The sequence below is a fragment of the Pseudomonas sp. ok272 genome, assembly GCF_900109995.1.
Lineage (GTDB): Bacteria > Pseudomonadota > Gammaproteobacteria > Pseudomonadales > Pseudomonadaceae > Aquipseudomonas.
Map to the genome: position 1 here is coordinate 1 of NZ_FOCB01000019.1, position 24,289 is coordinate 24,289.

The 24,289-nt window shown below is 60.9% G+C and carries 21 protein-coding genes and 3 tRNA genes; 4 read left to right on the forward strand and 20 right to left on the reverse strand.

Annotated elements, in window-relative coordinates:
* Positions 1-74: 74 nt before the first annotated feature.
* Positions 75-464, forward strand: coding sequence for an endonuclease domain-containing protein (locus BMW74_RS21720; protein WP_093426196.1), 390 nt, complete (start codon positions 75-77; stop codon positions 462-464).
* On the opposite strand, the gene BMW74_RS21725 is transcribed toward BMW74_RS21720, so the two are convergent.
* From BMW74_RS21725 to ptsP, 3 genes are read right to left on the reverse strand one after another with little or no spacing between them, the layout of a single operon-like run.
* The gene (locus tag BMW74_RS21725) at positions 412-2,148 is read right to left on the reverse strand and encodes a PTS fructose-like transporter subunit IIB (RefSeq protein WP_093426197.1); all 1,737 of its coding nucleotides are present in this window, start codon (positions 2,146-2,148) and stop codon (positions 412-414) included. The genes BMW74_RS21720 and BMW74_RS21725 overlap by 53 nt on opposite strands.
* An 11-nt stretch (positions 2,149-2,159) precedes the next feature.
* Positions 2,160-3,101 carry a 1-phosphofructokinase gene (gene pfkB / locus BMW74_RS21730; protein ID WP_093426198.1) on the reverse strand — a complete coding sequence of 314 codons (942 nt, stop codon included), beginning with the start codon at positions 3,099-3,101 and terminating at the stop codon, positions 2,160-2,162.
* Positions 3,101-5,962, reverse strand: coding sequence for a phosphoenolpyruvate--protein phosphotransferase (gene ptsP, locus BMW74_RS21735; protein ID WP_093426199.1), 2,862 nt, complete (start codon positions 5,960-5,962; stop codon positions 3,101-3,103). The genes pfkB and ptsP overlap by 1 nt, the downstream gene beginning before the upstream one ends.
* Before the next feature lie 307 nt (positions 5,963-6,269).
* Between ptsP and cra the strand changes: the two genes are divergently transcribed.
* Both cra and BMW74_RS21745 read left to right on the forward strand, forming a co-directional pair.
* Positions 6,270-7,265 carry a catabolite repressor/activator gene (cra, locus tag BMW74_RS21740; protein WP_093426200.1) on the forward strand — a complete coding sequence of 332 codons (996 nt, stop codon included), beginning with the start codon at positions 6,270-6,272 and terminating at the stop codon, positions 7,263-7,265.
* 3 nt (positions 7,266-7,268) lie between these two features.
* A complete protein-coding gene (locus tag BMW74_RS21745; RefSeq protein WP_093426201.1) occupies positions 7,269-8,045 on the forward strand; it encodes a TatD family hydrolase in 777 nt (258 codons plus the stop codon).
* On the opposite strand, the gene BMW74_RS21750 is transcribed toward BMW74_RS21745, so the two are convergent.
* From BMW74_RS21750 to ampD, 4 genes are all read right to left on the reverse strand, one after another.
* Entirely contained in the window at positions 8,046-8,435 is a 390-nt protein-coding gene (locus tag BMW74_RS21750; protein ID WP_093426202.1) for a hypothetical protein, read from the reverse strand.
* 183 nt (positions 8,436-8,618) lie between these two features.
* Positions 8,619-10,649: a methyl-accepting chemotaxis protein gene (locus BMW74_RS21755; RefSeq protein WP_093426203.1), complete on the reverse strand. Its 2,031-nt coding sequence runs from the start codon at positions 10,647-10,649 to the stop codon at positions 8,619-8,621.
* Positions 10,650-10,832: 183 nt separating this feature from the next.
* On the reverse strand, positions 10,833-11,669 hold the full coding sequence (gene ampE, locus BMW74_RS21760) for a regulatory signaling modulator protein AmpE (protein ID WP_093426204.1): 837 nt from the start codon (positions 11,667-11,669) through the stop codon (positions 10,833-10,835).
* Complete coding sequence (gene ampD / locus BMW74_RS21765) at positions 11,666-12,226, reverse strand: 1,6-anhydro-N-acetylmuramyl-L-alanine amidase AmpD (RefSeq protein ID WP_093426205.1); 561 nt, start codon at positions 12,224-12,226, stop codon at positions 11,666-11,668. The genes ampE and ampD overlap by 4 nt, the downstream gene beginning before the upstream one ends.
* 203 nt (positions 12,227-12,429) lie before the next feature.
* On the opposite strand from ampD, the gene nadC reads away from it, so the two are divergent.
* Positions 12,430-13,278, forward strand: a complete 849-nt coding sequence (gene nadC, locus BMW74_RS21770) for a carboxylating nicotinate-nucleotide diphosphorylase (RefSeq protein WP_093426206.1) — start codon at positions 12,430-12,432, stop codon at positions 13,276-13,278.
* Positions 13,279-13,317: 39 nt separating this feature from the next.
* Here the strand turns inward: nadC and BMW74_RS21775 are convergent, their stop codons facing one another.
* The 13 genes from BMW74_RS21775 to tpiA all read right to left on the reverse strand — a co-directional run bounded on the left by BMW74_RS21775 (position 13,318) and on the right by tpiA (position 24,265).
* Positions 13,318-13,626: a DUF6388 family protein gene (locus BMW74_RS21775; RefSeq protein ID WP_093426207.1), complete on the reverse strand. Its 309-nt coding sequence runs from the start codon at positions 13,624-13,626 to the stop codon at positions 13,318-13,320.
* Positions 13,627-13,763: 137 nt separating this feature from the next.
* Positions 13,764-13,839, reverse strand: a tRNA-Thr gene (locus BMW74_RS21780).
* 128 nt (positions 13,840-13,967) lie between these two features.
* On the reverse strand, positions 13,968-16,073 hold the full coding sequence (pnp, locus tag BMW74_RS21785) for a polyribonucleotide nucleotidyltransferase (protein ID WP_093426208.1): 2,106 nt from the start codon (positions 16,071-16,073) through the stop codon (positions 13,968-13,970).
* Positions 16,074-16,268: 195 nt separating this feature from the next.
* On the reverse strand, positions 16,269-16,538 hold the full coding sequence (rpsO, locus tag BMW74_RS21790) for a 30S ribosomal protein S15 (protein ID WP_003177875.1): 270 nt from the start codon (positions 16,536-16,538) through the stop codon (positions 16,269-16,271).
* A gap of 140 nt (positions 16,539-16,678) precedes the next feature.
* Positions 16,679-17,596 (reverse strand): tRNA pseudouridine(55) synthase TruB, encoded by a 918-nt coding sequence (gene truB, locus BMW74_RS21795; protein WP_093426209.1) that lies wholly within the window; start codon positions 17,594-17,596, stop codon positions 16,679-16,681.
* A gap of 3 nt (positions 17,597-17,599) precedes the next feature.
* On the reverse strand, positions 17,600-18,001 hold the full coding sequence (rbfA, locus tag BMW74_RS21800) for a 30S ribosome-binding factor RbfA (protein WP_093426210.1): 402 nt from the start codon (positions 17,999-18,001) through the stop codon (positions 17,600-17,602).
* A 159-nt stretch (positions 18,002-18,160) separates the two neighbouring features.
* Entirely contained in the window at positions 18,161-20,686 is a 2,526-nt protein-coding gene (infB, locus tag BMW74_RS21805; protein ID WP_093426211.1) for a translation initiation factor IF-2, read from the reverse strand.
* Positions 20,687-20,712: 26 nt separating this feature from the next.
* Positions 20,713-22,194: a transcription termination factor NusA gene (nusA, locus tag BMW74_RS21810; RefSeq protein ID WP_093426212.1), complete on the reverse strand. Its 1,482-nt coding sequence runs from the start codon at positions 22,192-22,194 to the stop codon at positions 20,713-20,715.
* Between the two features lie 47 nt (positions 22,195-22,241).
* Positions 22,242-22,700: a ribosome maturation factor RimP gene (gene rimP, locus BMW74_RS21815; RefSeq protein WP_175479280.1), complete on the reverse strand. Its 459-nt coding sequence runs from the start codon at positions 22,698-22,700 to the stop codon at positions 22,242-22,244.
* A 139-nt stretch (positions 22,701-22,839) separates the two neighbouring features.
* Positions 22,840-22,916, reverse strand: a tRNA-Met gene (locus BMW74_RS21820).
* A gap of 97 nt (positions 22,917-23,013) precedes the next feature.
* Positions 23,014-23,099, reverse strand: a tRNA-Leu gene (locus BMW74_RS21825).
* A gap of 22 nt (positions 23,100-23,121) precedes the next feature.
* A complete protein-coding gene (secG, locus tag BMW74_RS21830; protein ID WP_093426214.1) occupies positions 23,122-23,505 on the reverse strand; it encodes a preprotein translocase subunit SecG in 384 nt (127 codons plus the stop codon).
* Positions 23,506-23,509: 4 nt separating this feature from the next.
* Positions 23,510-24,265, reverse strand: a complete 756-nt coding sequence (gene tpiA, locus BMW74_RS21835; RefSeq protein WP_093426215.1) for a triose-phosphate isomerase — start codon at positions 24,263-24,265, stop codon at positions 23,510-23,512.
* Between the last annotated feature and the right edge of the window lie 24 nt (positions 24,266-24,289).

The window sequence follows — 24,289 nt, forward strand, 5'->3', positions numbered from 1 at the left end:
GAGAGGGGCGATCTCAGCCAAAGACACAAACCTCAGCTACCGTAAAAGCATGACCCTCACAAGGAACGTGAAGCATGCCCAACCGCCCGACGCCCCAGCAACGCCAGTTCGCCCGCCAGCTACGCGCCAACCAGACTGACTGCGAGCTCATTCTCTGGCAACGTCTGCGTGCCCGCCAACTTGCCAATCTCAAGTTTCGCCGCCAGTTCCCCTGCCCTCCCTACGTTCTGGACTTCTACTGCCCCGAACGGCGTCTGGCCATCGAACTTGACGGTGGCCAGCACTATGAAGCGGCGGCGTACCATCACGACCAACGCCGTACCCACTTCCTTCGACAACAAGGTATCGAGGTGCTGCGCTTCAGTAACCTGCAGGTGCTTGAGCAGTTGAACGATGTCCTTGAGCACATTCTCAGGCAGGTGCAGTCGGCTGCAACACCAACCCCACCGCCTCCGGCCGCTTGAGCAGCGCATAGGTCACGGCCGTCAACAGACTCCCGGCGACAATCGCCAGCAGGTACAGCAACGCATGGTTGATGGCATTGGGGATCAGCAGCACAAACAGCCCGCCATGGGGTGCCAGCAGTTTGCAGCCGAAGTACATCGACAGCGCACCGGTCAAGGCACCACCGGCGATGCTCGCCGGGATCACGCGCAGTGGGTCCTTGGCGGCAAAGGGGATCGCGCCTTCAGAGATAAAGCACAGCCCCAGTACCAACGCCGCCTTGCCCGCTTCGCGTTCGGTCTGGGCGAACTTGCGCCGGGCGATGAAGGTGGCGATGCCCAGGCCAATTGGCGGCACCATGCCGGCGGCCATGGTCGCGGCCATCGGCGCATAACTCTGCGACGCCAGCAGCCCCACCGAGAACGCATACGCGGCCTTGTTGATCGGGCCGCCGAGGTCGACGCACATCATGCCGCCCAGCAGCACCCCCAGCAGGATCGCGTTGGTGGTGCCCATGCTGTCGAGGAAATGGGTCAGGCCTTCCAGCAGCCCGGCCACCGGTTTGCCGACCACATAGATCATCACCAGGCCGGTGAACAGGCTGGCCAGCAGGGGAATGATCAGGATCGGCTTCAACGCCTCCAGGCTCTGCGGCAAGCGCGCATAGTGGTTGATCGCCTTCGCCGCATAGCCGGCCAGGAAACCGGCGATGATCCCACCGATGAATCCCGCCCCCAGGGTGCCGGCCAGCAGGCCGCCGATCATCCCCGGCGCGAGACCCGGGCGGTCGGCAATCGAGTAGGCGATGTACCCCGCCAGCAACGGCACCATCAGCTTGAACGCGGTGTCGCCGCCGATCTGCATCAGCGCCGCTGCCAGCGTGCCCTGCTCCTTGAACGCGGTGATGCCAAACACGAAGGACAGGGCGATCATCAAGCCCCCGGCCACCACCATCGGCAACATGAACGACACGCCGGTCAGCAGGTGCTTGTAGACGCCGGTCTTCTCTTGCCTGGCCGGGCCCTTGGCGCCGGTCGAGGCGGTTTCCACCGCTGCTTCGGCCAGGGCCTTGTCGAGCGTGGCCTCGGCTTGCTTGAGGGCGATGCCGGTGCCACAGCGGAAGATGCGCTTGCCGGCGAAACGCTCGGTAGGTACTTCGATGTCCGCTGCCAGCAACACCACGTCGGCCTCGCTGATGGCCTCGGCGCTCAACGGATTGCGCGCCCCCACCGAGCCCTGGGTTTCGACCTGCAGCGCGTAGCCCAGGCGCTTGGCCGCTTGCTGCAGGGCTTCGGCGGCCATGAAGGTATGGGCCACGCCGGTCGGACACGCCGTGACGGCGACCAGGCGTGGCGCCGCTTGACTCGCGACGACGGGCTCGGCCGCCGGTGCAAAGTAGACCTGCGCCTCTTGCGCCCCCCGCCGCAACACCGCATCGACATCCTGCAGGGCCTGGGACGGCGTGCTCTGGAATACCCGCTTGCCGACGAACCGCGACATGTCCAGCGGGCCGGTGCTGACCAGCAACACCCACTCGGCCTCATCCAGGGTCGCGGCGGACAGCTGGCGTTCCGGGTGCGCGGCATCGTGCACCTCGACGCTGGTGCTCCAGCCCTGGCGCTGCGCGGCGGCATCGAGCAAGCGCGCACACAGCACGCTGGTGACCATGCCGTTGGGGCAGGCGGTAACGATGGCTAACTTCATGGGCAACCCTCTTATTGTTCTGTCAGGGGACGGACACGCACCCCCTGTTCGAGCCGCGCCAGGAGCGCTCGATCATGGATACCAAAACCGATTTGGCCCACCGCCATGGCGGCAATCGCCGTGGCGGTGCGCAGGGTCTGCTCGGGCAGTTGATTGCCGAGCAAGCCGTGGAGCACCCCCGCCAGCAACGAGTCCCCGGCACCCACGGTGCTGGCGACGCTGACCTTGGGTGGCGTGGCATGCAGGGCCGCGCCGACGCTGAACCAGTTAACCCCATCTGCCCCGTGGGAAATCACCACATGCTCGACACCCTGGGCGTGCAGGCGCCGGGCAGCCTCGGCCTGGGCAGCCACTGACACCACCTCGCCACCCAGCACCTCGGCCAGTTCTTCGCGGTTGGGCTTGATCAGCCACGGTCCCGCCGCCAGCCCGGCACGCAAGGCGTCACCGCTGGTGTCGAGGGCGACTTTCAAGCCCAGGCTCTTCAAGTGCCGGATCAGCGCCTGCAACCACTGCGCGCTGACCCCCGGCGGCAAGCTGCCGGCGATGACGACCGCATCGTGCCCCGGGGCGATCTGCGCAAGGCGTTCGAGCAAGGCCTGCTGCATGGCCGCACTGACCTGCGGTCCCGGGCCATTGAGGTCGGTGATGCGACCGTCGGCTTCCGCCAGCTTGATGTTGCTGCGGGTCTCGCCGGGCACACGGATGAATGCGTCGACAAACCCGCGCTGGCTGAACAGGGTCTCGAACGCCTGGGCATTGTCTTCACCGAGAAAGCCACTGACGGTCAATTGATGCCCCAGGTCCGCCAGCACCTGCGCCACATTTACCCCCTTGCCGGCGGCGTGGCTGTGGGTCTGTTCGCTGCGATTGACCTGTCCCGGCTCCAGGCGCGCCAACTGCACCGTGAGGTCCAGCGCGGGGTTGAGGGTCAGGGTGAGAATCTTGGCCATTACAACGCCTCCACGAGTGCGCGCACTTCATTCGCGCTGCCGACGGTCAGCGCCGCTTGGGCCAGTTGTCGGGCCTGGGCCAGGCTCAGCTCGCGTACCCGCGCCTTGACCTCGCCGATGCTGCGCGCCGAGACGCTCAGCTCATCCACCCCCAAGCCCACCAGCACCGGCACCGCCAGTGGGTCCGCCGCCAACTCGCCGCACACACCGACCCATTTGCCATGGGCATGGGCGGCGCGCACGGTGATGTCGATCAACTGCAACACCGCCGGGTGCAAGCCATCGGCCTGGGCGGACAAGGTCGGGTGACCCCGGTCGATGGCCAGGGTGTATTGGATCAGGTCATTGGTGCCGACACTGAAGAAGTCCACTTCCCTGGCCAGGACTGGCGCCAGCAAGGCGGCCGAGGGTACTTCGATCATGATCCCCAGTTGCAGGTCCGGCACCGGGATCTCCAGGCGCAGGCGCTGCGTCATGTCCCGCGCCTGGCGCCACTCGTCCACGCTGCCGACCATCGGGAACATGATCCGCAACGGCCGGTTGTCGGCCGCCCGCAGCAAGGCGCGCAATTGCGCCTCCATGACCTGCGGACGTTGCAGGGTCAGGCGAATGCCACGCACACCGAGGAAAGGGTTCTCCTCCTTGGCGATCGGCCAATACGGCAGCGGCTTGTCACCGCCCACATCGAGGGTGCGCACCACCAACGGCCGCCCGGCCAGGCCGTCGAGCACGCGGCGGTATTCGGCTTCCTGGGTCGCTTCATCCGGGGCCTGGGGATGGGCCATGAAAATCAGTTCGGTACGCAACAGGCCAATGCCTTCGGCACCCTGTTCCACGGCGCTGATGACGCCTGCGCTTTCGCCGATGTTGGCGAAGACTTCGACGGCGTGCCCGTCACGGGTGACGGCCGGTTGATGGCGTTGCTCGGCCGCGATCCGGAGCCGTTGCTCACGGCTGTCGCGCTCCTCGCCCGCCCGCTGCAAGGTCGCCGCGTCGGCGTCGACATGCAGCCGCCCGCGCTGGCCGTCGAGCAACAACGGCGTGCCCGGCGCCAGCAGCAACACCGCCGCGCCAGCCCCGACCAGCGCCGGGATGCCCAGGGCGCGGGCCACGATGGCGCTGTGGGCCGTGGCACCGCCGCGAGCGGTGAGGATGCCCGCGACCCGAGCCGGGTCAAGGCGCGCCACATCCGAGGGACCGACTTCGTCCATCACCAGGATGTAAGGCTGATCGGGCTCGCTGGGGCTCTGGATCCCACACAACTGCGCCAGCACCCGGCGACCGATGTCCCGCAGGTCCGCCGCGCGCTCGGCGAGCAAGGCGTCCTGCAGGGATTCCTGTTGCCTGGCGGCGGCGTCGATCACGGCCATCCACGCGGCCTCTGCGCTTTCGCCCTGCTTGAGGCGGGTGTCGACCTCGTCGGTCAGTTCTGGGTCGTCGAGCATTTCCTGGTGGGTGATGAAGATCTCGCGGATGGCCTTGGCCGTGCTGCGCTGGATCAGCCCTTCAATCTCCACGCGCACCTGCCCCAGGGCGGCGTGCAGGCGCTGGCGCTCGGCGGCGGTGGACGCGCCACGCAACGGGTAATCGATGACGTGCTGCACCTGAATGTGCGCAGGGCCGATGGCAATGCCCGGCGCGGCGGTGATCGCCTGGATCACGCTGCCGGACGCGGGCGCCAGCAGCACCTGCGCCAGGTCGGCGGTGGCTTCACTCGGCGCACTGGCGACCGGCAACGGCTCGACGTCTTCGCCCAGGCCCTCGGCAATCGCCGCCAGCAGCGCCGGCAGTGCGTCGGCGGCGATGCTCGGTTCGGCGATCAACTCAAGCATTTGCCCACGGCGTGCGCCAAGGCTCAGCAGCTTGCTCAGGCTCTTGGCCGACACCGCGCTGTCCTGGCCGTCGACAAGCCGCAGGCGGATCTCACCGTCAAAGCGCTTGGCCAGTTGCGCCAGCACTTTCGCCGGCCGGGCGTGCAGGCCGTGGGCGTTGGCCAGGGCGATCCGGGCGCTGGGCCAGTCCGCCGGCAACTCACCGCCGAGCACCTCCAGCACCGCACGGCGGCTGGTGGCGCGGCCCAGTTCCTGGCCGCGCCCCTCGATCAGCAGCGCGCACAAGCGTTCCAGCAAGGCTTGATGGGCTTCACCGAGGCTGGCCAGGCAGAACAGCCCGGTCAGCGGCTGGCCCAGGTAGCGGATCGGTTTGTCCGGCGTGACAAACGCCAGCCCCGGGCGCTTGACCGTTTGCTCGCTGTGCAGCCACCACAGGCCATCGCCCAGGGGCAGCGCTTCGACCTGCTGCAACACCGCCGAGAAACCATTGCTCACACAATCGGCCTGGCGCAACAAGCGCGCGCCCCGCCACACCAGTTCCTCGAAGTCGTCGGCCGAGACCCCCAGCCCGATCATCTGCGCATCCAGCGCCAGTTCCTGCGGTGCCCCTTGCAGCAACTTGAGCAGCGCCTCGGCACTGCTGGCGCGGCGCAGGGCCTGGCCCAGGTCCGTTTCACCGAGGGCGCGGGTCAGCAGTTGCAGCAGGCGCAGGTGCTCGTCGGACTTGGCGGCGATGCCGATGGCCAGGTAGACGATCTGGCCGTCGCCCCAATCCACCCCGTCGGGGAACTGCAACAGGCGCACGCCGGTGGTGTGCACCAACTCGCGGGTTTCGGGGGTGCCATGGGGGATGGCGATGCCTTGGCCGAGAAAGGTCGAGCCCTGAGCCTCGCGGGCCTGCAAGCCGCTGAGATAACCGTCGGCCACCAGGCCATCGGCGACCAACGTGTCGGCCAGCAGGCGCAATGCCGCGTGCTTATCCACAGCCGATTGGCCCATGGATATCTGCTCAATAGTGAGCTCGAGCATGCTTTCTCCTTTTGGGCGCGTGAGCGCGCCAGGTATTGTTTTGAATGGTTGAGCTTAGGTTTTAATCAGGGTGCTCATTTTTCGAGCATCCTTTGGCAGTTTCACGGCAGTGTCGACCAAAAGCATCAATAGTGCAGAAAATACGCCGGCTGAAACGATTAATCTAGATAGATTGACACGTTACTCGATAATCTCTGCGGCTTGAAGTCCACCACGTCGGGTGTCCCGCAACGGAGGTCGCCCGCGTTAATCAGGTAGGATTGGACAAAATGTCGGGGCAAGCTCGAAAAAACAAGGAAATCCCGGGTTGAAACTCAGTGATATCGCCCAGTTGGCCGGTGTGTCCGTGACCACCGCCAGCTACGTCATCAATGGCAAGGCCGAACAGCAGCGCATCAGCAACGCGACCGTCGAACGGGTGCGGGCGGTGGTCGAGCAGCACGGTTTTACCCCCAATCCACAAGCCGCCGGGTTGCGCAGCCGCTACAGCCGAACCCTGGGCTTTATTCTGCCGGACCTGGAGAACCCCAGTTACGCGCGCATCGCCAAGCTGCTGGAGCAAGGTGCCCGGGCCCGTGGCTATCAGTTGCTGATCGCCAGTTCCGACGACGCCCCGGACAGTGAGCGCCAGTTGCTCCAACTGTTCCGCGCCCGGCGCTGCGATGCCCTGATCGTCGCCAGTTGCCTGCCGGCCGGGGATGACAGCTATCGCCAGCTACAGGCCAAGGGCTTGCCGATCATTGCCATCGACCGGGTCATGGAGCCCGAGCACTTCTGCTCGGTGGTCTCGGATGACCGTGAAGCCAGCCTGCACCTGACCCGCAGCCTGTTGTCGCCCGAGCCCCGGCAGATCGCCCTGATCGGTGCGCGCCCCGAACTCAGTATCAGCCAGGAACGCGCCACCGGCTTCAAGCAAGCGTTGCTCGACTTCAAGGGCCAGGTGCTGATCGAACACGGCGAGGCCTTCAGTCGCGATTGCGGCCGCCAGTTGATGGAAGAATTGCTGCAACGCCTCGGCCACCTGCCGGATGCGCTGGTGACCACCTCCTACGTGCTGCTGCAAGGCGTGTTCGACGCCCTGCATGACTTCCCCCTGAAAACCCGGCCACTGCGCCTGGGCACCTTTGGCGACACCCAGTTGCTGGACTTCCTGCCGCTGCCGGTCAACGCCATGGCCCAGCAACACCAGCTGATTGCCGAGAAGGCGTTGAACCTGGCGCTGTCGGCCATTGAAGAGAACGACTACCAGCCCGGCGTACAGGCCATCGCGCGGACCTTCAAGCAGCGGATTCACCAGGACTGAGCCGTGGAGCTGATCGACAGCCACACGCACCTGGACTTTGCCGACTTCGACGCCGACCGCCCGGCGCTGCTGCAACAAAGCCGCGCCCTGGGCGTCCAGCGCATGGTCGTGCTGGGGGTCTATCAGCGTCACTGGCAGCGGGTCTGGGACTTGGTGCAAAGCGATCCGGACCTGCATGCCGCGTTCGGCCTGCACCCGGTCTACCTGGACGAACACCGTCCCGCCGACCTGAGCGAACTGGGCGATTGGCTGAGCCGCCTAGCGGGTCATCGGCAATTGTGTGCGGTGGGGGAAATCGGCCTGGACTTCTTCCTTGAACACCTCGATCGCGAACGCCAGCAAGCGCTGTTCGAAGCCCAACTGCAATTGGCCGCCGACTTCCACCTGCCCGCCCTGGTGCACGTACGACGCAGCCACGCCGCCGTCATTGCCACACTCAAGCGCTTCAAGCTCCCGCGCGCGGGGATCATCCACGCCTTTGCCGGCAGCCGCGAAGAAGCCCGCGAGTACATCAAGCTGGGGTTCAAGTTGGGCTTGGGCGGCGCACCGACCTGGCCGCAAGCGTTGCGCCTGCACAAGGTGATCGCCGGATTGCCGCTGGACGCGGTGGTGCTGGAAACCGACTCCCCCGACATGGCGCCCGCCATGTACCCCAATCAACGCAACAGCCCGCTGCACTTGCCGGCGATTTGCGCGGCCCTGGCGCAGCGGATGAACATCAGCGCCGAACAGTTGGCCAACGCCAGCACCCGCAACGCCTGCGAGCTGTTTGGCTGGTAGTCAGTCGGCGCCCGCCTTCGCCGCCTGCAAGACCAACGTCACGAGTTGGCGATGCCGCGCATAACGCATGACCACAAAGTAGATGAAGACCGCGACCAGCGAAAAGTTCAGTTGTTCGATCACGCTCAACATCCCCACCCACTCCATGACCAGCGCCACCAGTAGTGCGGCGGCGACCATCACCCGCATGCTCGCACGCAGCAGGGTCAGGGTGTCGAGCGACTTGAAGCGGCGGATCTGGGTGGGACAACTGAGCTGCAAGGCTTTATGGCAGTGATGACAGGCAAATGGCTCGTTGATTGCCATGGCATTGAGCTGCCATGGCTTGAGCACCAGCGTGTACTGGCAATGAGCACAACGTCCTTTGATACCAGTGGGGGCTGCCGACATCGCCGTTATCCTTCACGAAGCTCGCTCAAACGCGAGATGAGCAGAAGGTAGGAATAGTCCCTTATTAAGAGGGAAAAATCATTCCTCTCAAAAAATCAGGAAACGCCCTACACAAGCAAGAGATCAGGACTACAGATAATCCCTAACAATGGCCGGCAAGCCCATGCCGGCCATTGTTAGGGCTCAGACCCGAAACGCACTGATCAAATGCTTGAGTTGCACCACCTGGGCCGACAACGCACGGCTGGCGTCCTCGGTCTGGTGCGCGCCTTCGGCGGTACGCTCGCCGGCGCGGTTGATTTCGACAATGTTCAGGTCGATATCGTGGGCGACGGCGGTTTGCTGCTCGACGGCCGCGGCGATCTGCTGGTTCTGGTCGACGATCATGCCCACCGCGCCGAGGATGTTTTCCAGGGCCTGCTGGACCTGCTCCGACTGGCCGACGGTGCCGCTGGCCATTTGATGACTGATCCCCATGGCCTTCACCGCCGCACCGACACCGCCATGCAACTTGGCGATCATTTGCTCGATTTCTTCGGTCGATTGCTGGGTACGCTTGGCCAGCGTGCGGACCTCATCGGCCACTACCGCAAACCCGCGACCCTGCTCACCGGCGCGCGCGGCCTCGATGGCGGCGTTGAGTGCCAGCAGATTGGTCTGCTCGGCGATGCTCTTGATCACCTCCAGCACCCGGCTGATGGACTGACTGTCGCTGGCCAACTGATTGATCACCAGCACCGAGGCGTCGATCTCGTTGGCCAACTGATTGATGCTGCCCTGCTGCGAGGCGACCAACTCACGGCCGCTGATGGTTTCGTCGTTGACACTGTGCGCGCTGCTGACCGCCGCTGCCGCACTGCGCGCCACCTCCTGGGAAGTGGCCGACATCTGGTTCATCGCCGTGGCCACTTGCTCGATCTGGCTACGCTGGCCAGCCACTGCCTGATTGCTCTGGGCCGAGACGGTTTCCACTTGCCCGGCCTGACGCTCGACTTCATTGACGGTTTGTCCCACCAACTCGATCAGGTCGTGAATCTTGGCCACGGTGCCGTTGAACACGTTGCCCAACTCCCCTAGCTCGTCGCGGCTATGGGCCGTGAAGGTGACAGTCATGTCGCCGGCCGCCACGTTGTCCATGACGGCGCCCAGGCGCCTCAGGGTGGTACGGGTCGAGGCGTAGAAGCCGCCGTAGAGGTAGAAAATCAGCACAAACACCACGGACAGCGCCACCGCTTGCAGCACCATGTGCGTGCGGTTCTGCTCCAGGCGTTGTTGCAACTGCACCTCGAGGAATTTCAATACCTCGTCGTTGAGCTGATAGGTCTGGCCCATCAGCCCCGAAACCTGATCGTAAAAGTCCTGCCAGGGCGCATCGAGGGTGTCGGCCATCACCACTTTTTCCTCGAACAACTCGCTGGCCTGCTTGAGCGTGGCCTGGCTGGCGCTGGCCGCCGGCGCCAGGGATTCACGGGCGGCCTTGCTGGCCGCCAACGCATCTTGCAGCTTCAAGCCGTACTCGGCCGCCAGCTTCTCCATTTGCGCCAGCAACTCATCAAACCGGGTGCTGGACGCGGAATTGATAAAGCCTTGCCCCAGTGAAAACGCGCCCATGGCCCGCCCCTCACCCAGCACGTGGGTAACGCGGGGGGTGACGTTGGTGAGCAGTTCGCTCAATTGGCGAATATCACTTTGATTGTCACGGCTCAGGCCCGCCTGGCTGGCGATGATCTGCCCGAACAACTGGGCGTTGCCGAGCAACTTGCCAATCATCGCGCTTTTGCTTTGTAGGGACTTTTCCGCTTGCTGGGCCTTGAATGCCGCGATCATCTCATCACGCTTGCCATTGAAGACCTCGACTTGCTCCGGCTCGTCGCTGGCCGCACTCAAGCCCTGCAGACGTTCCAGCACCTGCTGCTCAAGCGTCTTGATCTTCGACTCAAGATCCCCCGCCTTGCCGGACTGGCCGAGGTTGGTGTCGATCTGTACCAGATTGTTCAGGGTCTCCAGGTCGCGTCGCAACGCCAGGCCACTGCCCAGCAGGTTGAGGCTGTGCAGTTCAAGCCGGGTGCCCTGGAACTCGCGGTAAGCGTCGCGCACCAGATAGAAGTTGGTCACCAGCATTGGCACCAGGAACAGCACACTGATGAGGCTGAACTTCATGCCGAAGCTCAGGCGATTCATCAGTGCAACGGCGGGATAGAGCAAGCTCTTCACTGGGAAGTCTCCCTTTGGTTTCTTATTTTTTTATGGGCGGGCAGGCAAAAGCATCAGATGGCCACCATGCCGGGCTGCATCTGTATAACTTAAATCGGCGGGAGGTTTTGTAACTTAAGGTTAACGCTCAGATCCGCGCGTTGCCGTAGCGGCGGTCAAGGCCGCTACGGCCGCGCGATCGATTCAGAGAAGAACTGTCCACAGGGCAAACCCGGCGTACCAGACCACCGCCGCCCGCAGCAACAGCTCCCAGAGCTGGTCCAGGCTGTTGATGCCTTCGGGGCCGGCCACCGGGGCCGGGATCTCACCGGCCACCATGCCGACCTTCTCGATCAACTGGGCGGCGCTGATGTTCCAGTTCAACAACTCATGGAGCATCACCCGGCCCACCGCCACGAAGTTACCCACCAGGGCAAAGCTCGCCGCCAGCAGGCGTACCGGGAGCCAGTCAAAGGCGTGCCGCAATTGCCCGGCGCGCTCGGCCACGGCCGGGTTCTGGCTGTGCTCCGCCGCCAGGGCCAGCAGGCGATAACTCAAGGCCGCCACCGGCCCCAGCAGGAAGTACCAGAAGATCACCGCAAAGAAGCTCTGGTAGGCCTGCCACAGCAGGTGGGCCTGGACGCTGTGCAACAACTGCTCGCCGCTGTCGGCGCAGATGTTCAGGTCGCGCTGGGCGACATGGGCGGCGGCTTGCAGGTCTTCCCGGCGCCAGGCATCTCGAAACGGGCCCAAGTCACCGAGCAGGTCACCACGCCCCAGGCTGTACATCACCACCAACAGATGCACCGGCAACGCCAGCAACCCATAGACCACCGGTTCCAGTACCCACAGCAGCAGGCTGAGCAACGCCACCGGCAACAACACGGTCAGCGCCAGTATCAGCCAGGGCCGCTTGGCCATCCGCGGGCTGCTTTCAAGCTTGCCCAACTCGCGCAGCCAGCCGCCGTCGCGCTGAACGTGATGGCGCAGGGCCGAGAACTTCTCGACCCAGACCGCCAGCAGTAACACCAGAAAACTCATTGCTCTTCCCCTTTGCCCAGTGCCGCGCGATAGCGCTTCCAGTCAAACGCTGGCCCCGGATCCGTTTTGCGTCCCGGAGCAATGTCGCTGTGCCCCTGGATACGTTCAGTGGTGATGGCCGTGAAAGCCCCCTGCAATTGCCGGGTCAAGGCTGTCAGGGCTTGATACTGCGCCTCGGTGAATGGCAGATCATCGGTGCCTTCCAGTTCGATGCCCAGGGAAAAATCATTACAACTCTCCCGCCCGTCGAACCGGGAAACCCCGGCATGCCAGGCTCGCTCAAGGCAGGAGACAAACTGCGTGATGGCACCGTCGCGCTCAATCAGAAAATGTGCCGAGACACGCAGGTCTACGATCCCGACAAAGTAGGGATGTTCAGTGACATCCAGTCGATTCTGGAAAAATTCCTGCACCTTGCCCGTGGCGAACTGCGCCGGTGGCAGGCTGATGTTATGAATCACCAGCAGGGAAATTTCGCCGCAGGGGCGCGCATTGCAATTGGGTGACGGGCAATGCCGCACGCCGTCAAACCAACCACTGGCGGGGTCCAGCTGCATACCAGCTCCTTCAACATCGACCGAGTAGGCACCAGTATGCCGTGATCGCCCCTCGGGGTGCGATCACTTGCCGCGATTGAGTCGGGACCCGCGGCCCATCACGGCCCTCCTGCGGGCCCAATCCGAGGATCCAGGCGCTTGCTGTCTTGGGTTCGCTCCCGGCATGGCCCTATAATCGGGTGACTTTGTTTGTGGAGCCCGTTATGCCGAACCTACGCCTCGCCGATTTGACCGCCGAAATCGAAGCCAACGTGCGTCGCGCGTTACTTGAAGACATCGGCAGCGGCGACATCACCGCACAACTGATCCCGGCCGAACGCCTGGCCAGCGCCACCATCATCACCCGTGACGCGGCCGTCATCAGCGGTACCGCTTGGGTCGATGCCGTGTTTCGGCAATTGGACCCACGCGTTGCCGTGCACTGGCAGGTGCGCGACGGTGAGCGCGTGAGCCCCAACCAAGTGCTGTTTCACCTCGAAGGTCCGGCACGCTCGCTGCTGAGCGGTGAGCGAAGTGCACTGAACTTCCTGCAACTGCTTTCCGGCGTCGCGACCCGCGCGCAGTACCTGGCCGACTTCGTCGCCGACACCCAGGTGAAGTTGCTGGACACCCGCAAGACCTTGCCTGGGCTGCGCCTGGCGCAAAAGTATGCCGTGACCTGCGGTGGCTGCCATAACCACCGTATCGGCTTGTACGACGCCTTCCTGATCAAGGAAAACCATATCGCGGCCTGTGGCGGTATCGCCCAGGCCATTGCGGCGGCCCACAAGATCGCCCCGGGCAAGCCGGTGGAGATTGAGGTGGAAAGCCTGGCGGAACTCAAGGAGGCCCTGGCGGCGGGCGCCGACATCATCATGCTCGACGAGCTGAGCCTGGACGATATGCGCGAAGCCGTGCGCCTGAACGCTGGCAAGGCCAAGCTCGAGGCCAGCGGCGGCATCAATGAAAGCACCTTGCGGCCAATCGCCGAGACCGGCGTGGATTACATCTCGATTGGCGCGATGACCAAGGATGTGAAGGCCGTGGATCTGTCGATGCGCTTGAGTCTCTAATTGAAAAAAACGCCAGCCTCATGAAGGCTGGCGTTTTTGTCAGACCACCAGATTGTTCATCTCGCAGTATTCTTCCCACTCGACGCCCAACACTTCGGCCGCCTCCTTGTGCAAGGGAAGACGTGCGGCTTCGAACTCCTCTGGAGTGGACGTGGTGTACTTGAGTGTCAGTTCCCACGGCTGCAAGCCCTGGGCATCCGCTTCATCCTCGAAGGCCCACTGGATCTGGTCTTTGCGATCCTCGGCACTCAGGTCCTTGATCTCATCGACTAGCTGGGGCGAATCCAGCAAGTATTTCTTGAGGGCTTCTTCGTGCCTGGTTTCTTGGGTCAACTCTTTAACCGTCATGGCGTTCTCTTTGATCTGGGGAATGGAAGATGGATCTGGATCATCAAGGATCTCTCTGACGCAGAAAAACCGTGTGCAACCTGAGTTATCTGGCCTTCAGAACCATTCGGGATCATTTGAAAACAACAGGTAGTGCCTGGTGCCCGAGACAGGAATCGAACCTGCGACCTTCGCGTTACGAGTGCGCTGCTCTACCGGCTGAGCTACACGGGCGGTGGGCTAAACCTAGCACTGACGTAGGAGTCAGGCAACTTGCCGAATCGGTCAATGTATTACGCACAGCAAAACGCCCCGAACCAGTCGGGGCGTTTTGCCTGTTCAGTGCTTAAGCTGGGGGGTAATTAAACGCCCGAAGCCTTGGCAGCTGCTACGTCCTTGATGGACAGCTTGATACGACCGCGGTTGTCCACGTCCAGTACCAATACTTCCACTTCCTGGCCTTCTTTCAGGATGTCGGTCACTTTCTCGACGCGAGCATCGCTCAGCATGGAGATGTGAACCAGACCGTCCTTGCCCGGCAGGATGTTGACGAATGCGCCGAAGTCGACGATGCGCTCAACCTTACCGACGTAGATCTTGCCGATCTCGGCTTCAGCGGTGATACCCAGGACGCGCTGGCGTGCAGCTTCAGCCGCTTCCTTGGTTTCGCCGAAGATCTTGATCGAACCGTCGTCTTCGATGTCGATCGAAGCCTTGGTTTCTTCACAGATCGCACGAATGGTCGCGCCGCCTTTACCGATGACATCACGGATTTTGTCGGTGTCGATTTTCATCGCGATCATGGTCGGAGCATTTTCCGACAGCTCGGTGCGGGACTGACCAATGATCTGGTTCATCTGGCCGAGGATGTTCAGGCGCGCTTCCAGGGCTTGGCCCAGAGCAATTTCCATGATCTCTTCGGTGATGCCCTTGATCTTGATGTCCATCTGCAGCGCGGTAACACCTTTGGCGGTACCCGCTACTTTGAAGTCCATGTCGCCGAGGTGGTCTTCGTCACCCAGGATGTCGGTCAGGACGGCGAACTTCTCGCCCTCTTTAACCAGGCCCATGGCGATACCGGCAACCGGCGCCTTCATCGGCACACCAGCGTCCATCAGTGCCAGGGAAGCACCGCAGACCGAAGCCATGGAGCTGGAACCGTTGGACTCGGTGATTTCCGACACGACACGGATCGTGTACGGGAACACGTCAGCTGCAGGCAGCATGGCTGCAATCGAACGACGAGCCAGACGGCCGTGACCGATTTCGCGACGACCAGCGCCACCCATGCGACCACACTCACCTACCGAGAACGGAGGGAAGTTGTAGTGCAGCATGAACGGGTCTTTTTTCTCGCCTTCCAGGGTGTCCAGCAGTTGTGCGTCACGGGCAGTACCCAATGTTGCAACAACCAGGGCCTGGGTTTCGCCACGGGTGAACAGCGCCGAACCGTGAGTCTTCGGCAGAACGCCGACTTCGATGTTCAGCGGGCGAACGGTGCGGGTGTCGCGACCGTCGATACGTGGCTTGCCGTTAACGATGTTTTCGCGAACGGTGCGGTATTCGATTTCACCGAAGGCTGCTTTGACTTCGCTGGAAGAAGGCTGGCCTTCTTCGCCGGACAGCTTGGCAACGACTTGGTCCTTCAGCTCACCCAGGCGAGCGTAACGGTCGGCCTTGACGGTGATGGCGTAGGCCTCGGAGATAGCAGCGCCGAACTCGGAGCGGATCGCGCCCAGCAGTTCGGTGGCTTCTGGCTGAGGAGCCCAGGTCCAGGTTGGCTTGGCAGCTTCGGCAGCCAGTTCTTTAACGGCGTTGATCACAACCTGGAACTCGTCGTGAGCAAACAGTACCGCGCCCAGCATCTGGTCTTCGGTCAGCTCTTTGGCTTCCGATTCAACCATCAATACGGCTTCAGAAGTACCGGCAACGACCATGTCCAGGCTCGACGCTTTCTGCTGCTCGTAAGTCGGGTTCAGCAGGTAGCCGGTGCTTTCGTGGAAAGCAACGCGGGCAGCGCCAATCGGGCCATCGAAAGGAATGCCGGAGATGGCCAGGGCAGCCGAGGTACCGATCATCGCAGCGATGTCCGGATCGGTCTTCTTGCTGGTGGATACGACGGTGCAGACAACCTGCACTTCGTTCATGAAGCCTTCTGGGAACAGCGGACGGATCGGGCGGTCGATCAGTCGGGAAGTCAGGGTTTCTTTCTCGGAAGGACGGCCTTCGCGCTTGAAGAAACCGCCAGGGATCTTACCGGCAGCGTAAGTCTTTTCCTGGTAGTGAACGGACAGAGGGAAGAAGCCTTTGCTCGGGTCAGCGGTCTTGGCGCCAACAACGGTCACCAATACGGTGACGTCGTCGTCAACGGTAACCAGCACTGCACCGGAGGCTTGACGGGCGATACGGCCTGTCTCGAGGGTAACGGTCGACTGACCGAACTGAAATTTTTTGATAACCGGGTTCACGGTGTCCTACCTTCTTTGTGGCTCTTGGGGAACTTGTCTTCTTGCGAAATTCTTGGGCAATGTCGGGAATCGGCCCAACCCTTGTCCGGGGGTAAAACGTGTATCCAGATAAAACTTGAGGCTGGGAGCCTGCCATGAGCCAGCGGGAATCCCACTGACACACGGCAGACAACCAACCTCTAGCGCAATCGCTTATTAGCGACGCAGACCCAGGCGACCGATCAGAGTCTGATAACGACCCAGATCCTTGCCTTTCAGGTAGTCCAGCAGCTTACGGCGCTGGTTTACCATGCGGATCAGACCACGACGGGAGTGGTGATCTTTACCGTTGGCCTTGAAGTGACCTTGCAGCTTGTTGATGTTGTGGGTCAGCAGTGCAACTTGCACTTCTGGCGAACCAGTGTCACCAACAGCCTGCTGATAGTCAGCAACGATTTGTGCTTTTTCTTGAACGTCGAGAGCCATGAGGCAATCCTTTTTTCGGGAAACCACCCAAAGGGCAGTTTCAACAGGCCAGGGACAAATCCCTGTATCTAAAAATGAGTAGTGACCGTGCCTGTTAACAGCCACCCTCGCCAGCCCACTGTTACGCAGGCTGGTTTCGGTCATTCTGACCGAATCAAACGACGTGGCGCGATGCGCCCGTCTTCGCTCACTTCACCGATACCGATGAAGCGACCATTGTGATCCTGTACACGTACCATGCCAAATTTCGGGGCATCCGGGGCACGAACCGGCTGGCCGTTGAGCCAGTAGAAAGCACTGTGCTCCGAGAAGTGCAGCAGCGGCCAGTCTAGCAAACCGCTGTCCGATGGCATCAGGAAGCGATCGACTGCTTCGTTGCCGCCCTCGGCATGTACCGCTTCCAACTCTTCGAGCGTGACCGTCTGGGCCAGCGTGAAAGGCCCGGCCTGGGTACGTCGCAATTCTGCCACGTAGGCGCCACAACCGAGTTGCTCACCAATATCTTCCACGAGGGTACGGATATAGGTGCCTTTACTGCAATCCACGGCAAGCCGGGCAGTATCACCCTCGAAGGCCAGCAATTCCAAGCGCGCAATAGTAACAGAACGCGGTTCGCGCTCCACTACTTCACCCGCACGAGCCAGCTTGTACAGCGGCTGTCCATCGCGCTTGAGCGCCGAGTACATCGGCGGTATCTGACTGATTTTCCCACGAAAACCGGGCAAAACAGCTTCGATATCAGCGCGACCAACGGTCACCGGGCGCTCCTGCAAAACCTCACCTTCAGCATCTGCCGTGGTAGTGGTCTTGCCCAACTGCGCCAGTGTTTCATAGGCCTTATCGGAATCGAGCAGGTATTGCGAGAACTTGGTGGCTTCACCGAAGCACAGTGGCAACACACCAGTAGCCAGCGGATCAAGGCTACCGGTATGCCCGGCCTTCTCGGCATTGAGCAGCCAGCGAACCTTCTGCAGGGCCGCATTGGAGGTAAACCCAAGCGGTTTGTCGAGCAGGATGATTCCGCTGACGTTACGACGGATACGTTTGACCTGAGCCACCGATTACTCCTTGGTGTCTTCGGTTTCTGCCGCTGCCGGGTGCTGATTGTCTTCAGCCACCGCGCGCTCGATCAATGCCGACAGATGAGCCCCCCGCACAACGCTTTCGTCGTAGTGGAAGTGCAACTGCGGAACGCTGCGCAATTTCATCTCGCGAGCCAACTGCATGCGCAGGAAACCTGCTGCCGAGTTGAGCACCTTGATGCTTTGGGCGATATCTTCAGCGCTGTCCTGGCCCATCACCGTGATGAAGATCTTGGCGTGACCGACGTCACGGCTGACTTCAACAGCAGTAATAGTGACGAGGCCGACGCGCGGGTCTTTGACTTCACGACGGATCAACTGTGCCAGCTCACGCTGCATCTGATCGCCGATACGTTGGGTACGGCTGTATTCTTTTGCCATGTCTTGTTACCTGTTACTGCCTCACGGTGAAACCCGTGTGGTCTGAAAGCGGCAAACGCCCGGCCTGACAGAAGCCAGACCGGGCGTTGCGTTTAGAGGCCGAGTGAGAGGCTGGGCATTTGCATGCGGCGACTCATCACGGCTCTTGAAGTGCGCGAGTTAGAGGCTGCGAGCAACCTGAACCTTCTCGAAGACTTCGATCTTGTCACCGACTTTGACGTCGTTGTAGCTCTTCACGCCGATACCGCATTCCATGCCGGCACGTACTTCGGAAGCGTCATCCTTGAAGCGGCGCAGGGATTCCAGCTCGCCTTCGAAGATAACGATGTCTTCACGCAGTACACGGATTGGACGGTTACGGTGAACAACACCTTCGATCACCATGCAACCGGCGATCGCGCCAAATTTCGGCGAACGGAACACGTCACGCACTTCGGCGATACCCAGGATGTTCTCGCGAACATCGCTGCCCAGCATACCGGTCAGGGCTTTCTTGACGTCTTCGATGATGTCGTAGATCACGTTGTAGTAACGCATATCCAGACCTTCCTGCTCGACGATCTTGCGAGCACCGGCATCGGCACGCACGTTGAAGCCGAACAGTACAGCATTGGAGGCCAGTGCCAGGTTGGCGTCGGACTCGGTGATACCACCGACACCGCCACCCACTACACGCACTTGCACTTCGTCGTTACCCAGGCCATTCAAGGCACCGTTCAACGCTTCCAACGAACCACGAACGTCAGACTTGAGGACGATGTTAAGCGTCTTCTTCTCTTCCTGGCCCATGTTCTCGAAGATGTTTTCCAGCTTGCCTGCGTGAGCACGAGCCAATTTGACTTCACGGAACTTGCCTTGACGGAACAGAGCCACTTCACGGGCTTTCTTCTCGTCCGACAGCACGCTCATCTCGTCGCCAGCGTCCGGTGTACCGTCCAGGCCGAGGATCTCGACAGGGATGGAAGGACCGGCTTCCTTGATCGGCTTGCCGTTCTCGTCGAGCATGGCACGTACGCGGCCATAGTTCGAACCGACCAGGACCATGTCGCCTTGGCGCAGGGTACCGTCTTGAACCAGAACGGTTGCAACCGGGCCACGACCTTTGTCGAGACGCGATTCAACCACAACACCGCGACCTGGGGCCGACGGAGTTGCTTTCAGTTCGAGAACTTCGGCTTGCAGCAGAACAGCTTCAAGCAGTTCGTCTACGCCGGTACCGACTTTCGCCGAGACCGAAACGAACGGCGTATCACCGCCCCACTCTTCGGATGTCACGCCGTGAACCGACAGCTCGCTACGGATGCGATCGAGATCGGCGCCCGGCTTGTCAATCTTGTTCACTGCAACCACCAGTGGAACACCCGCGGCCTTGGCGTGCTGGACAGCTTCAATGGTCTGCGGCATCACGCCGTCGTCCGCTGCAACTACCAGGATCACGATGTCAGTCGCCTTGGCACCACGGGCACGCATGGCGGTAAACGCGGCGTGACCTGGGGTATCGAGGAAGGTGACCATGCCGCGTTCGGTTTCAACGTGGTACGCACCGATGTGCTGGGTGATGCCGCCGGCTTCGCCTGCAGCTACCTTGGCACGACGGATGTAGTCGAGCAGCGAGGTCTTACCGTGGTCAACGTGGCCCATTACGGTCACGACTGGCGCTCGGGAGAACGTCTCGCCTTCAAACTTCAGGGACTCGGCCAGGGAATCTTCCAGGGCGGTGTCGCTGACCAGGGTCACTTTGTGGCCCAACTCTTCAGCAACCAGTTGGGCAGTTTCCTGATCCAGTACCTGGTTGATGGTGGCTGGGGTACCCAGTTTGAACATGAACTTGATGATTTCAGCTGCCTTGACCGACATCTGCTGGGCAAGATCGCCAACAGTGATGGTCTCGCCGATCTTCACTTCACGCACGACAGGGCCGGTTGGGCTCTGGAAACCGTGGGCGTTGCGCTTCTTCAGCTTGGCCTTGCCGCGACCACCACGACGGAAGCCATCGCTTTCTTCGTCGGTAGTACGTGGCGCTACGCGTGGCGCAGGTGCTTTTTCTTTGACCGAAGCACGATGCGGAGCGTTTTTACGCTCACCATCGCCACTGCCACGACGAGCGTTGTCGTCGGCACGTGGTTTGTCCGGGCGGCGCTGTTCGTTCTGCTTGTTGCGAATATCGGCAGACGGCGCTGGTGCAGAAGCCACGACCGGAGCGTTTTCACGCACCGGTGCAGCGACCGCAGCAGGCGCTGCAGCAGCATTGGCAGTGCCGGTTTGAGCAGCAGGCTGGCTACGCGCGTCTTCTTCGGCGCGACGCTTGGCTTCTTCTTCAGCCTTCTGACGTGCAGCATTTTCTACTGCGCGACGCTCTTCCAGTTCACGCTTGCGCTCGGCTTCGATTTCTTCCGGGCTGCGCTGTACGAAGACTTTCTTCTTGCGCACTTCAACGCTGATGCTTTTGCTGCCAGCAACACGCAGGGTGCTGGTTGTTTTACGCTGCAACGTGATCTTGCGCGGTTCTTCCACTTTCGCCTTGTGGCTGCTTTTCAGGTGAGTCAGCAAAGACTGCTTCTCACTGTCGCTCACATGTTCCTCGGCGGCGGTGTGCGGCAGACCTGCCTCACGCATCTGCTGCAGCAGGCGCTCTACCGGTGTTTTGACCTCATCGGCCAGTTGTTTCACCGTGACTTGCGTCATGCACTTCTCTCCTCAGGCCGCGCCTATTACTCGAACCAATGGGCTCGGGCGGCCATGATCAACTTGCCGGCACGATCATCGTCAATGCCGTCGATGTCGAGCAGGTCGTCAATAGACTGCTCGGCCAGGTCTTCGCGGGTAATTACGCCGCGCACCGCCAGTTCCATCGCCAAATCCTTGTCCATACCCTCAAGCGAGAGCAGGTCTTCGGCCGGATGGGCGTCTGCCAGCTTTTCCTCAGTAGCGATGGCTTTAGTCAACAAACGATCCTTGGCACGAGCGCGAAGCTCGTTGACGGTTTCTTCGTCAAAGCCGTCGATGTTGAGCATTTCTTCCACCGGTACGTAGGCAATCTCTTCCAGGCTGGTGAAGCCTTCATCTACCAGCACCTGCGCCAGGTCTTCGTCGACTTCCAGCTCGTCGATGAAGTTGCGCAGGATGTCGCCGGTTTCTGCTTGCTGCTTAGCCTGGATGTCCGATTCGGTCATCACGTTCAGGGTCCAGCCAGTCAACTGGCTAGCCAGACGCACGTTCTGACCACCGCGACCGATGGCCTGAGCCAGATTATCTGCGCCAACGGCGATGTCCATTGCATGGGCATCTTCGTCAACGATAATTGCCGCAACCTCCGCCGGGGACATGGCGTTGATCACGAACTGCGCTGGGTTGTCGTCCCACAGGACGATATCCACACGCTCACCGCCCAATTCACCGGATACTGCCTGGACGCGCGAACCGCGCATACCGATGCAAGCACCCTGAGGGTCGATGCGTTTGTCCTTGGAGCGGACGGCGATCTTGGCGCGCGAACCCGGGTCACGGGAAGCAGCCATTACTTCGATCAGGCCTTCTGCAATTTCCGGCACTTCGATGCGGAACAACTCGATCAGCATTTCCGGCGCGGTACGCGACAGGATCAACTGCGGGCCGCGGTTCTCGGTGCGGATTTCCTTGAGCAGCGCACGCAGGCGCACGCCAACCCGGAAAGTCTCGCGGGAAATGATGTCTTCACGCGCCAGCAGCGCTTCAGCGTTGTTGCCCAGATCAACGATCACGTTGTCGCGGGTGACTTTCTTCACGGTGCCGGAGATGATTTCCCCCAGGCGCTCGCGATACGCATCAACAACCTGAGCGCGCTCTGCCTCACGAACTTTCTGCACAATGACTTGCTTGGCAGTCTGTGCAGCGATACGGCCGAACTCGATGGACTCGATCTTCTCTTCGACAACATCGCCAACCTTGGCGCCAGGATGCGTTTCTGCAACCTTGCTTGGCCAGGTTTCGATGGCCGGATCGTCCAGGTCCGCTTCCTCGACGACCGTCCAGCGACGGAATGTCTCGTAAGCACCGGTGTGGCGATTGATTTCCACACGCAGATCGACTTCGTCCTCAAAACGCTTCTTGGTAGCAGTGGCCAGGGCCAGCTCCAGCGCTTCAAAAATTACGTTTGCCGGTACGCCCTTTTCATTGGATACCGACTCAACAACCAGCAGTACTTCTTTGCTCATCGTACGCCTCGCCTTTCGCAAGCCATTGGATCCGCGGGATCCGCGTCTCAGTCAAAACTGGGAATAATGTTGGCCTTGTCGACCATATCGATCGGCAACAGGAACTCGTGATCCTCTACCTGTACCACGACGTCCTGCTCTTCTACACCGCGCAGAAGGCCCTGAAAGTTGCGTCGACCTTCAAAAGGCGAGCGCAGCTTGATCTTCACTTGTTCACCGGCAAATTGTGCAAACTGCTCAAGAGTGAACAGTGGGCGTTCCATGCCAGGCGAGGAAACTTCAAGGGTGTACTCAACGGCGATTGGATCTTCAACATCCAGGACACCGCTGATCTGACGGCTGACGATGGCACAATCGTCCACCAGCACACCGCCTTCTTTATCAATATAAACGCGCAACATTGAATGGCGACCTTGAGCCGAAAACTCAATACCCCAGCATTCATAGCCCAGGGCCACGACCACCGGGGCCAGCAAGGCCTGCAACTGTTCTAGCTTGCTCGACACCTGAACCCCCTCGTGCATGTAAATGCATGCAATGCAAAAATAAAAAAATGGGCGAAACGCCCATCCCTGAAACGCCGTCGAACAGCGGCGTTGAAAGTGTCCAGCTAACAAAAAGCCCCTTAAAAGGGGCTCCTGAAACTGGTTGCGGGGGCCGGATTTGAACCGACGACCTTCGGGTTATGAGCCCGACGAGCTACCAGACTGCTCCACCCCGCGACAAAGCTGGGGCGGAAGTATACGACCGATCCCTTGCAGGGTCAATGTAACCTTCCACCTGCAAGAAAGCCCGCAACAGCGGGCTCTCCTGACTAATTGGTACCGAGAAGGGGACTCGAACCCCTACACCCTATGGGCACAACCACCTCAAGGTTGCGTGTCTACCAATTCCACCACCTCGGCAATACTACGTTTGAAACCCTTCTTACTTTTGCTCTTGAGCTGGAGGCACGTCAGTCGCATTGGTTGCCGACTTTTGCTCTTGAAGCACCGGTACATCATCAGAAGCCGGTTTTGGCTTTGGAACTTCCAACACCGCTGGATTTGGTAAACCTACTTGAGTCAGCTCATGAGCTTTCTCTTTAGCAAAGTAACCTAACCCTAAGCTGGTTATGAAAAAACCTGCGGCAAGTATACCAGTAAACTTACTAAGAAAGGTAGAGGAACCTTGGCTTCCGAACACAGTATTTGAAGCACCTGCTCCGAAAGACGCACCAGCATCCGCACCTTTACCCTGCTGCAGCAATACGAGAGCAACTACGCCCAGTGCACCCAGCAGATGAAAAACGACTACGACTGTTTCCAGCATTTTTTCAGTTTCCCGCGGCGCGACAAATCGCACCGAACTCATCTGCATTCAGGGACGCTCCACCAATGAGCCCCCCATCGATATCCGGCATGCCGAACAGTTCGACCGCATTGGCCGCCTTCACGCTGCCGCCGTATAGAAGCCGCACACCTCGTGCGACCTCAGAATTTTCTGCCGCCAACTGCGCGCGAATGGCTGCATGCACATCCTGCGCTTGTTGCGGTGATGCAGTCAGCCCGGTGCCAATGGCCCAGACCGGCTCGTAAGCAATTACTGCTTTTGCAAAAGCCCCAACACCCAGCTCCTCAATGATACTGCCCAGCTGACGCCCGACAACCTCAAGAGTCTTTCCAGCTTCGCGCTGCTCAAGGGTTTCCCCTATACACAACACTGGAATCAAGCCACATGCCTGCGCTGCTGCAAACTTGCGATTCAATGTCCCGTCACGCTCGCCCATGATCTGGCGGCGCTCTGAGTGCCCAACGAGCACCAGGGAACAACCTGCATCCACCAACTGACTCGGAGCAATTTCACCGGTCAGTGCACCTTGCATCGGTTCCACCGCAGAGTTCTGCGCGCCGACCGAAATCGACTTTCCTTTCAAGCCATCAACCACTTGGTTGATATACAAGCAAGGCGGAAACACTGCGACATCAACACCGCTTGGCAAGGCCAGATGACGAAGGCCGTTGATCAGCTCAGCGACGCTGGCGCGGGTACCGTGCATCTTCCAGTTACCAGCTACCATAGGGCGACGCATGCTGTACCTCGTCGGTCAAAGTGG

Excerpts from the sequence above, each read along its gene's own strand:
- BMW74_RS21720 (WP_093426196.1), top strand. The coding sequence starts at position 75 with ATGCCCAACCGCCCGACGCCCCAGCAACGCCAGTTCGCCCGCCAGCTA.
- BMW74_RS21725 (WP_093426197.1), bottom strand. The coding sequence starts at position 2,148 with ATGAAGTTAGCCATCGTTACCGCCTGCCCCAACGGCATGGTCACCAGC.
- pfkB (WP_093426198.1), bottom strand. The coding sequence starts at position 3,101 with ATGGCCAAGATTCTCACCCTGACCCTCAACCCCGCGCTGGACCTCACG.
- ptsP (WP_093426199.1), bottom strand. The coding sequence starts at position 5,962 with ATGCTCGAGCTCACTATTGAGCAGATATCCATGGGCCAATCGGCTGTG.
- BMW74_RS21750 (WP_093426202.1), bottom strand. The coding sequence starts at position 8,435 with ATGTCGGCAGCCCCCACTGGTATCAAAGGACGTTGTGCTCATTGCCAG.
- ampE (WP_093426204.1), bottom strand. The coding sequence starts at position 11,669 with ATGAGTTTTCTGGTGTTACTGCTGGCGGTCTGGGTCGAGAAGTTCTCG.
- ampD (WP_093426205.1), bottom strand. The coding sequence starts at position 12,226 with ATGCAGCTGGACCCCGCCAGTGGTTGGTTTGACGGCGTGCGGCATTGC.
- nadC (WP_093426206.1), top strand. The coding sequence starts at position 12,430 with ATGCCGAACCTACGCCTCGCCGATTTGACCGCCGAAATCGAAGCCAAC.
- BMW74_RS21775 (WP_093426207.1), bottom strand. The coding sequence starts at position 13,626 with ATGACGGTTAAAGAGTTGACCCAAGAAACCAGGCACGAAGAAGCCCTC.
- rpsO (WP_003177875.1), bottom strand. The coding sequence starts at position 16,538 with ATGGCTCTCGACGTTCAAGAAAAAGCACAAATCGTTGCTGACTATCAG.
- rbfA (WP_093426210.1), bottom strand. The coding sequence starts at position 18,001 with ATGGCAAAAGAATACAGCCGTACCCAACGTATCGGCGATCAGATGCAG.
- infB (WP_093426211.1), bottom strand. The coding sequence starts at position 20,686 with ATGACGCAAGTCACGGTGAAACAACTGGCCGATGAGGTCAAAACACCG.
- nusA (WP_093426212.1), bottom strand. The coding sequence starts at position 22,194 with ATGAGCAAAGAAGTACTGCTGGTTGTTGAGTCGGTATCCAATGAAAAG.
- secG (WP_093426214.1), bottom strand. The coding sequence starts at position 23,505 with ATGCTGGAAACAGTCGTAGTCGTTTTTCATCTGCTGGGTGCACTGGGC.
- tpiA (WP_093426215.1), bottom strand. The coding sequence starts at position 24,265 with ATGCGTCGCCCTATGGTAGCTGGTAACTGGAAGATGCACGGTACCCGC.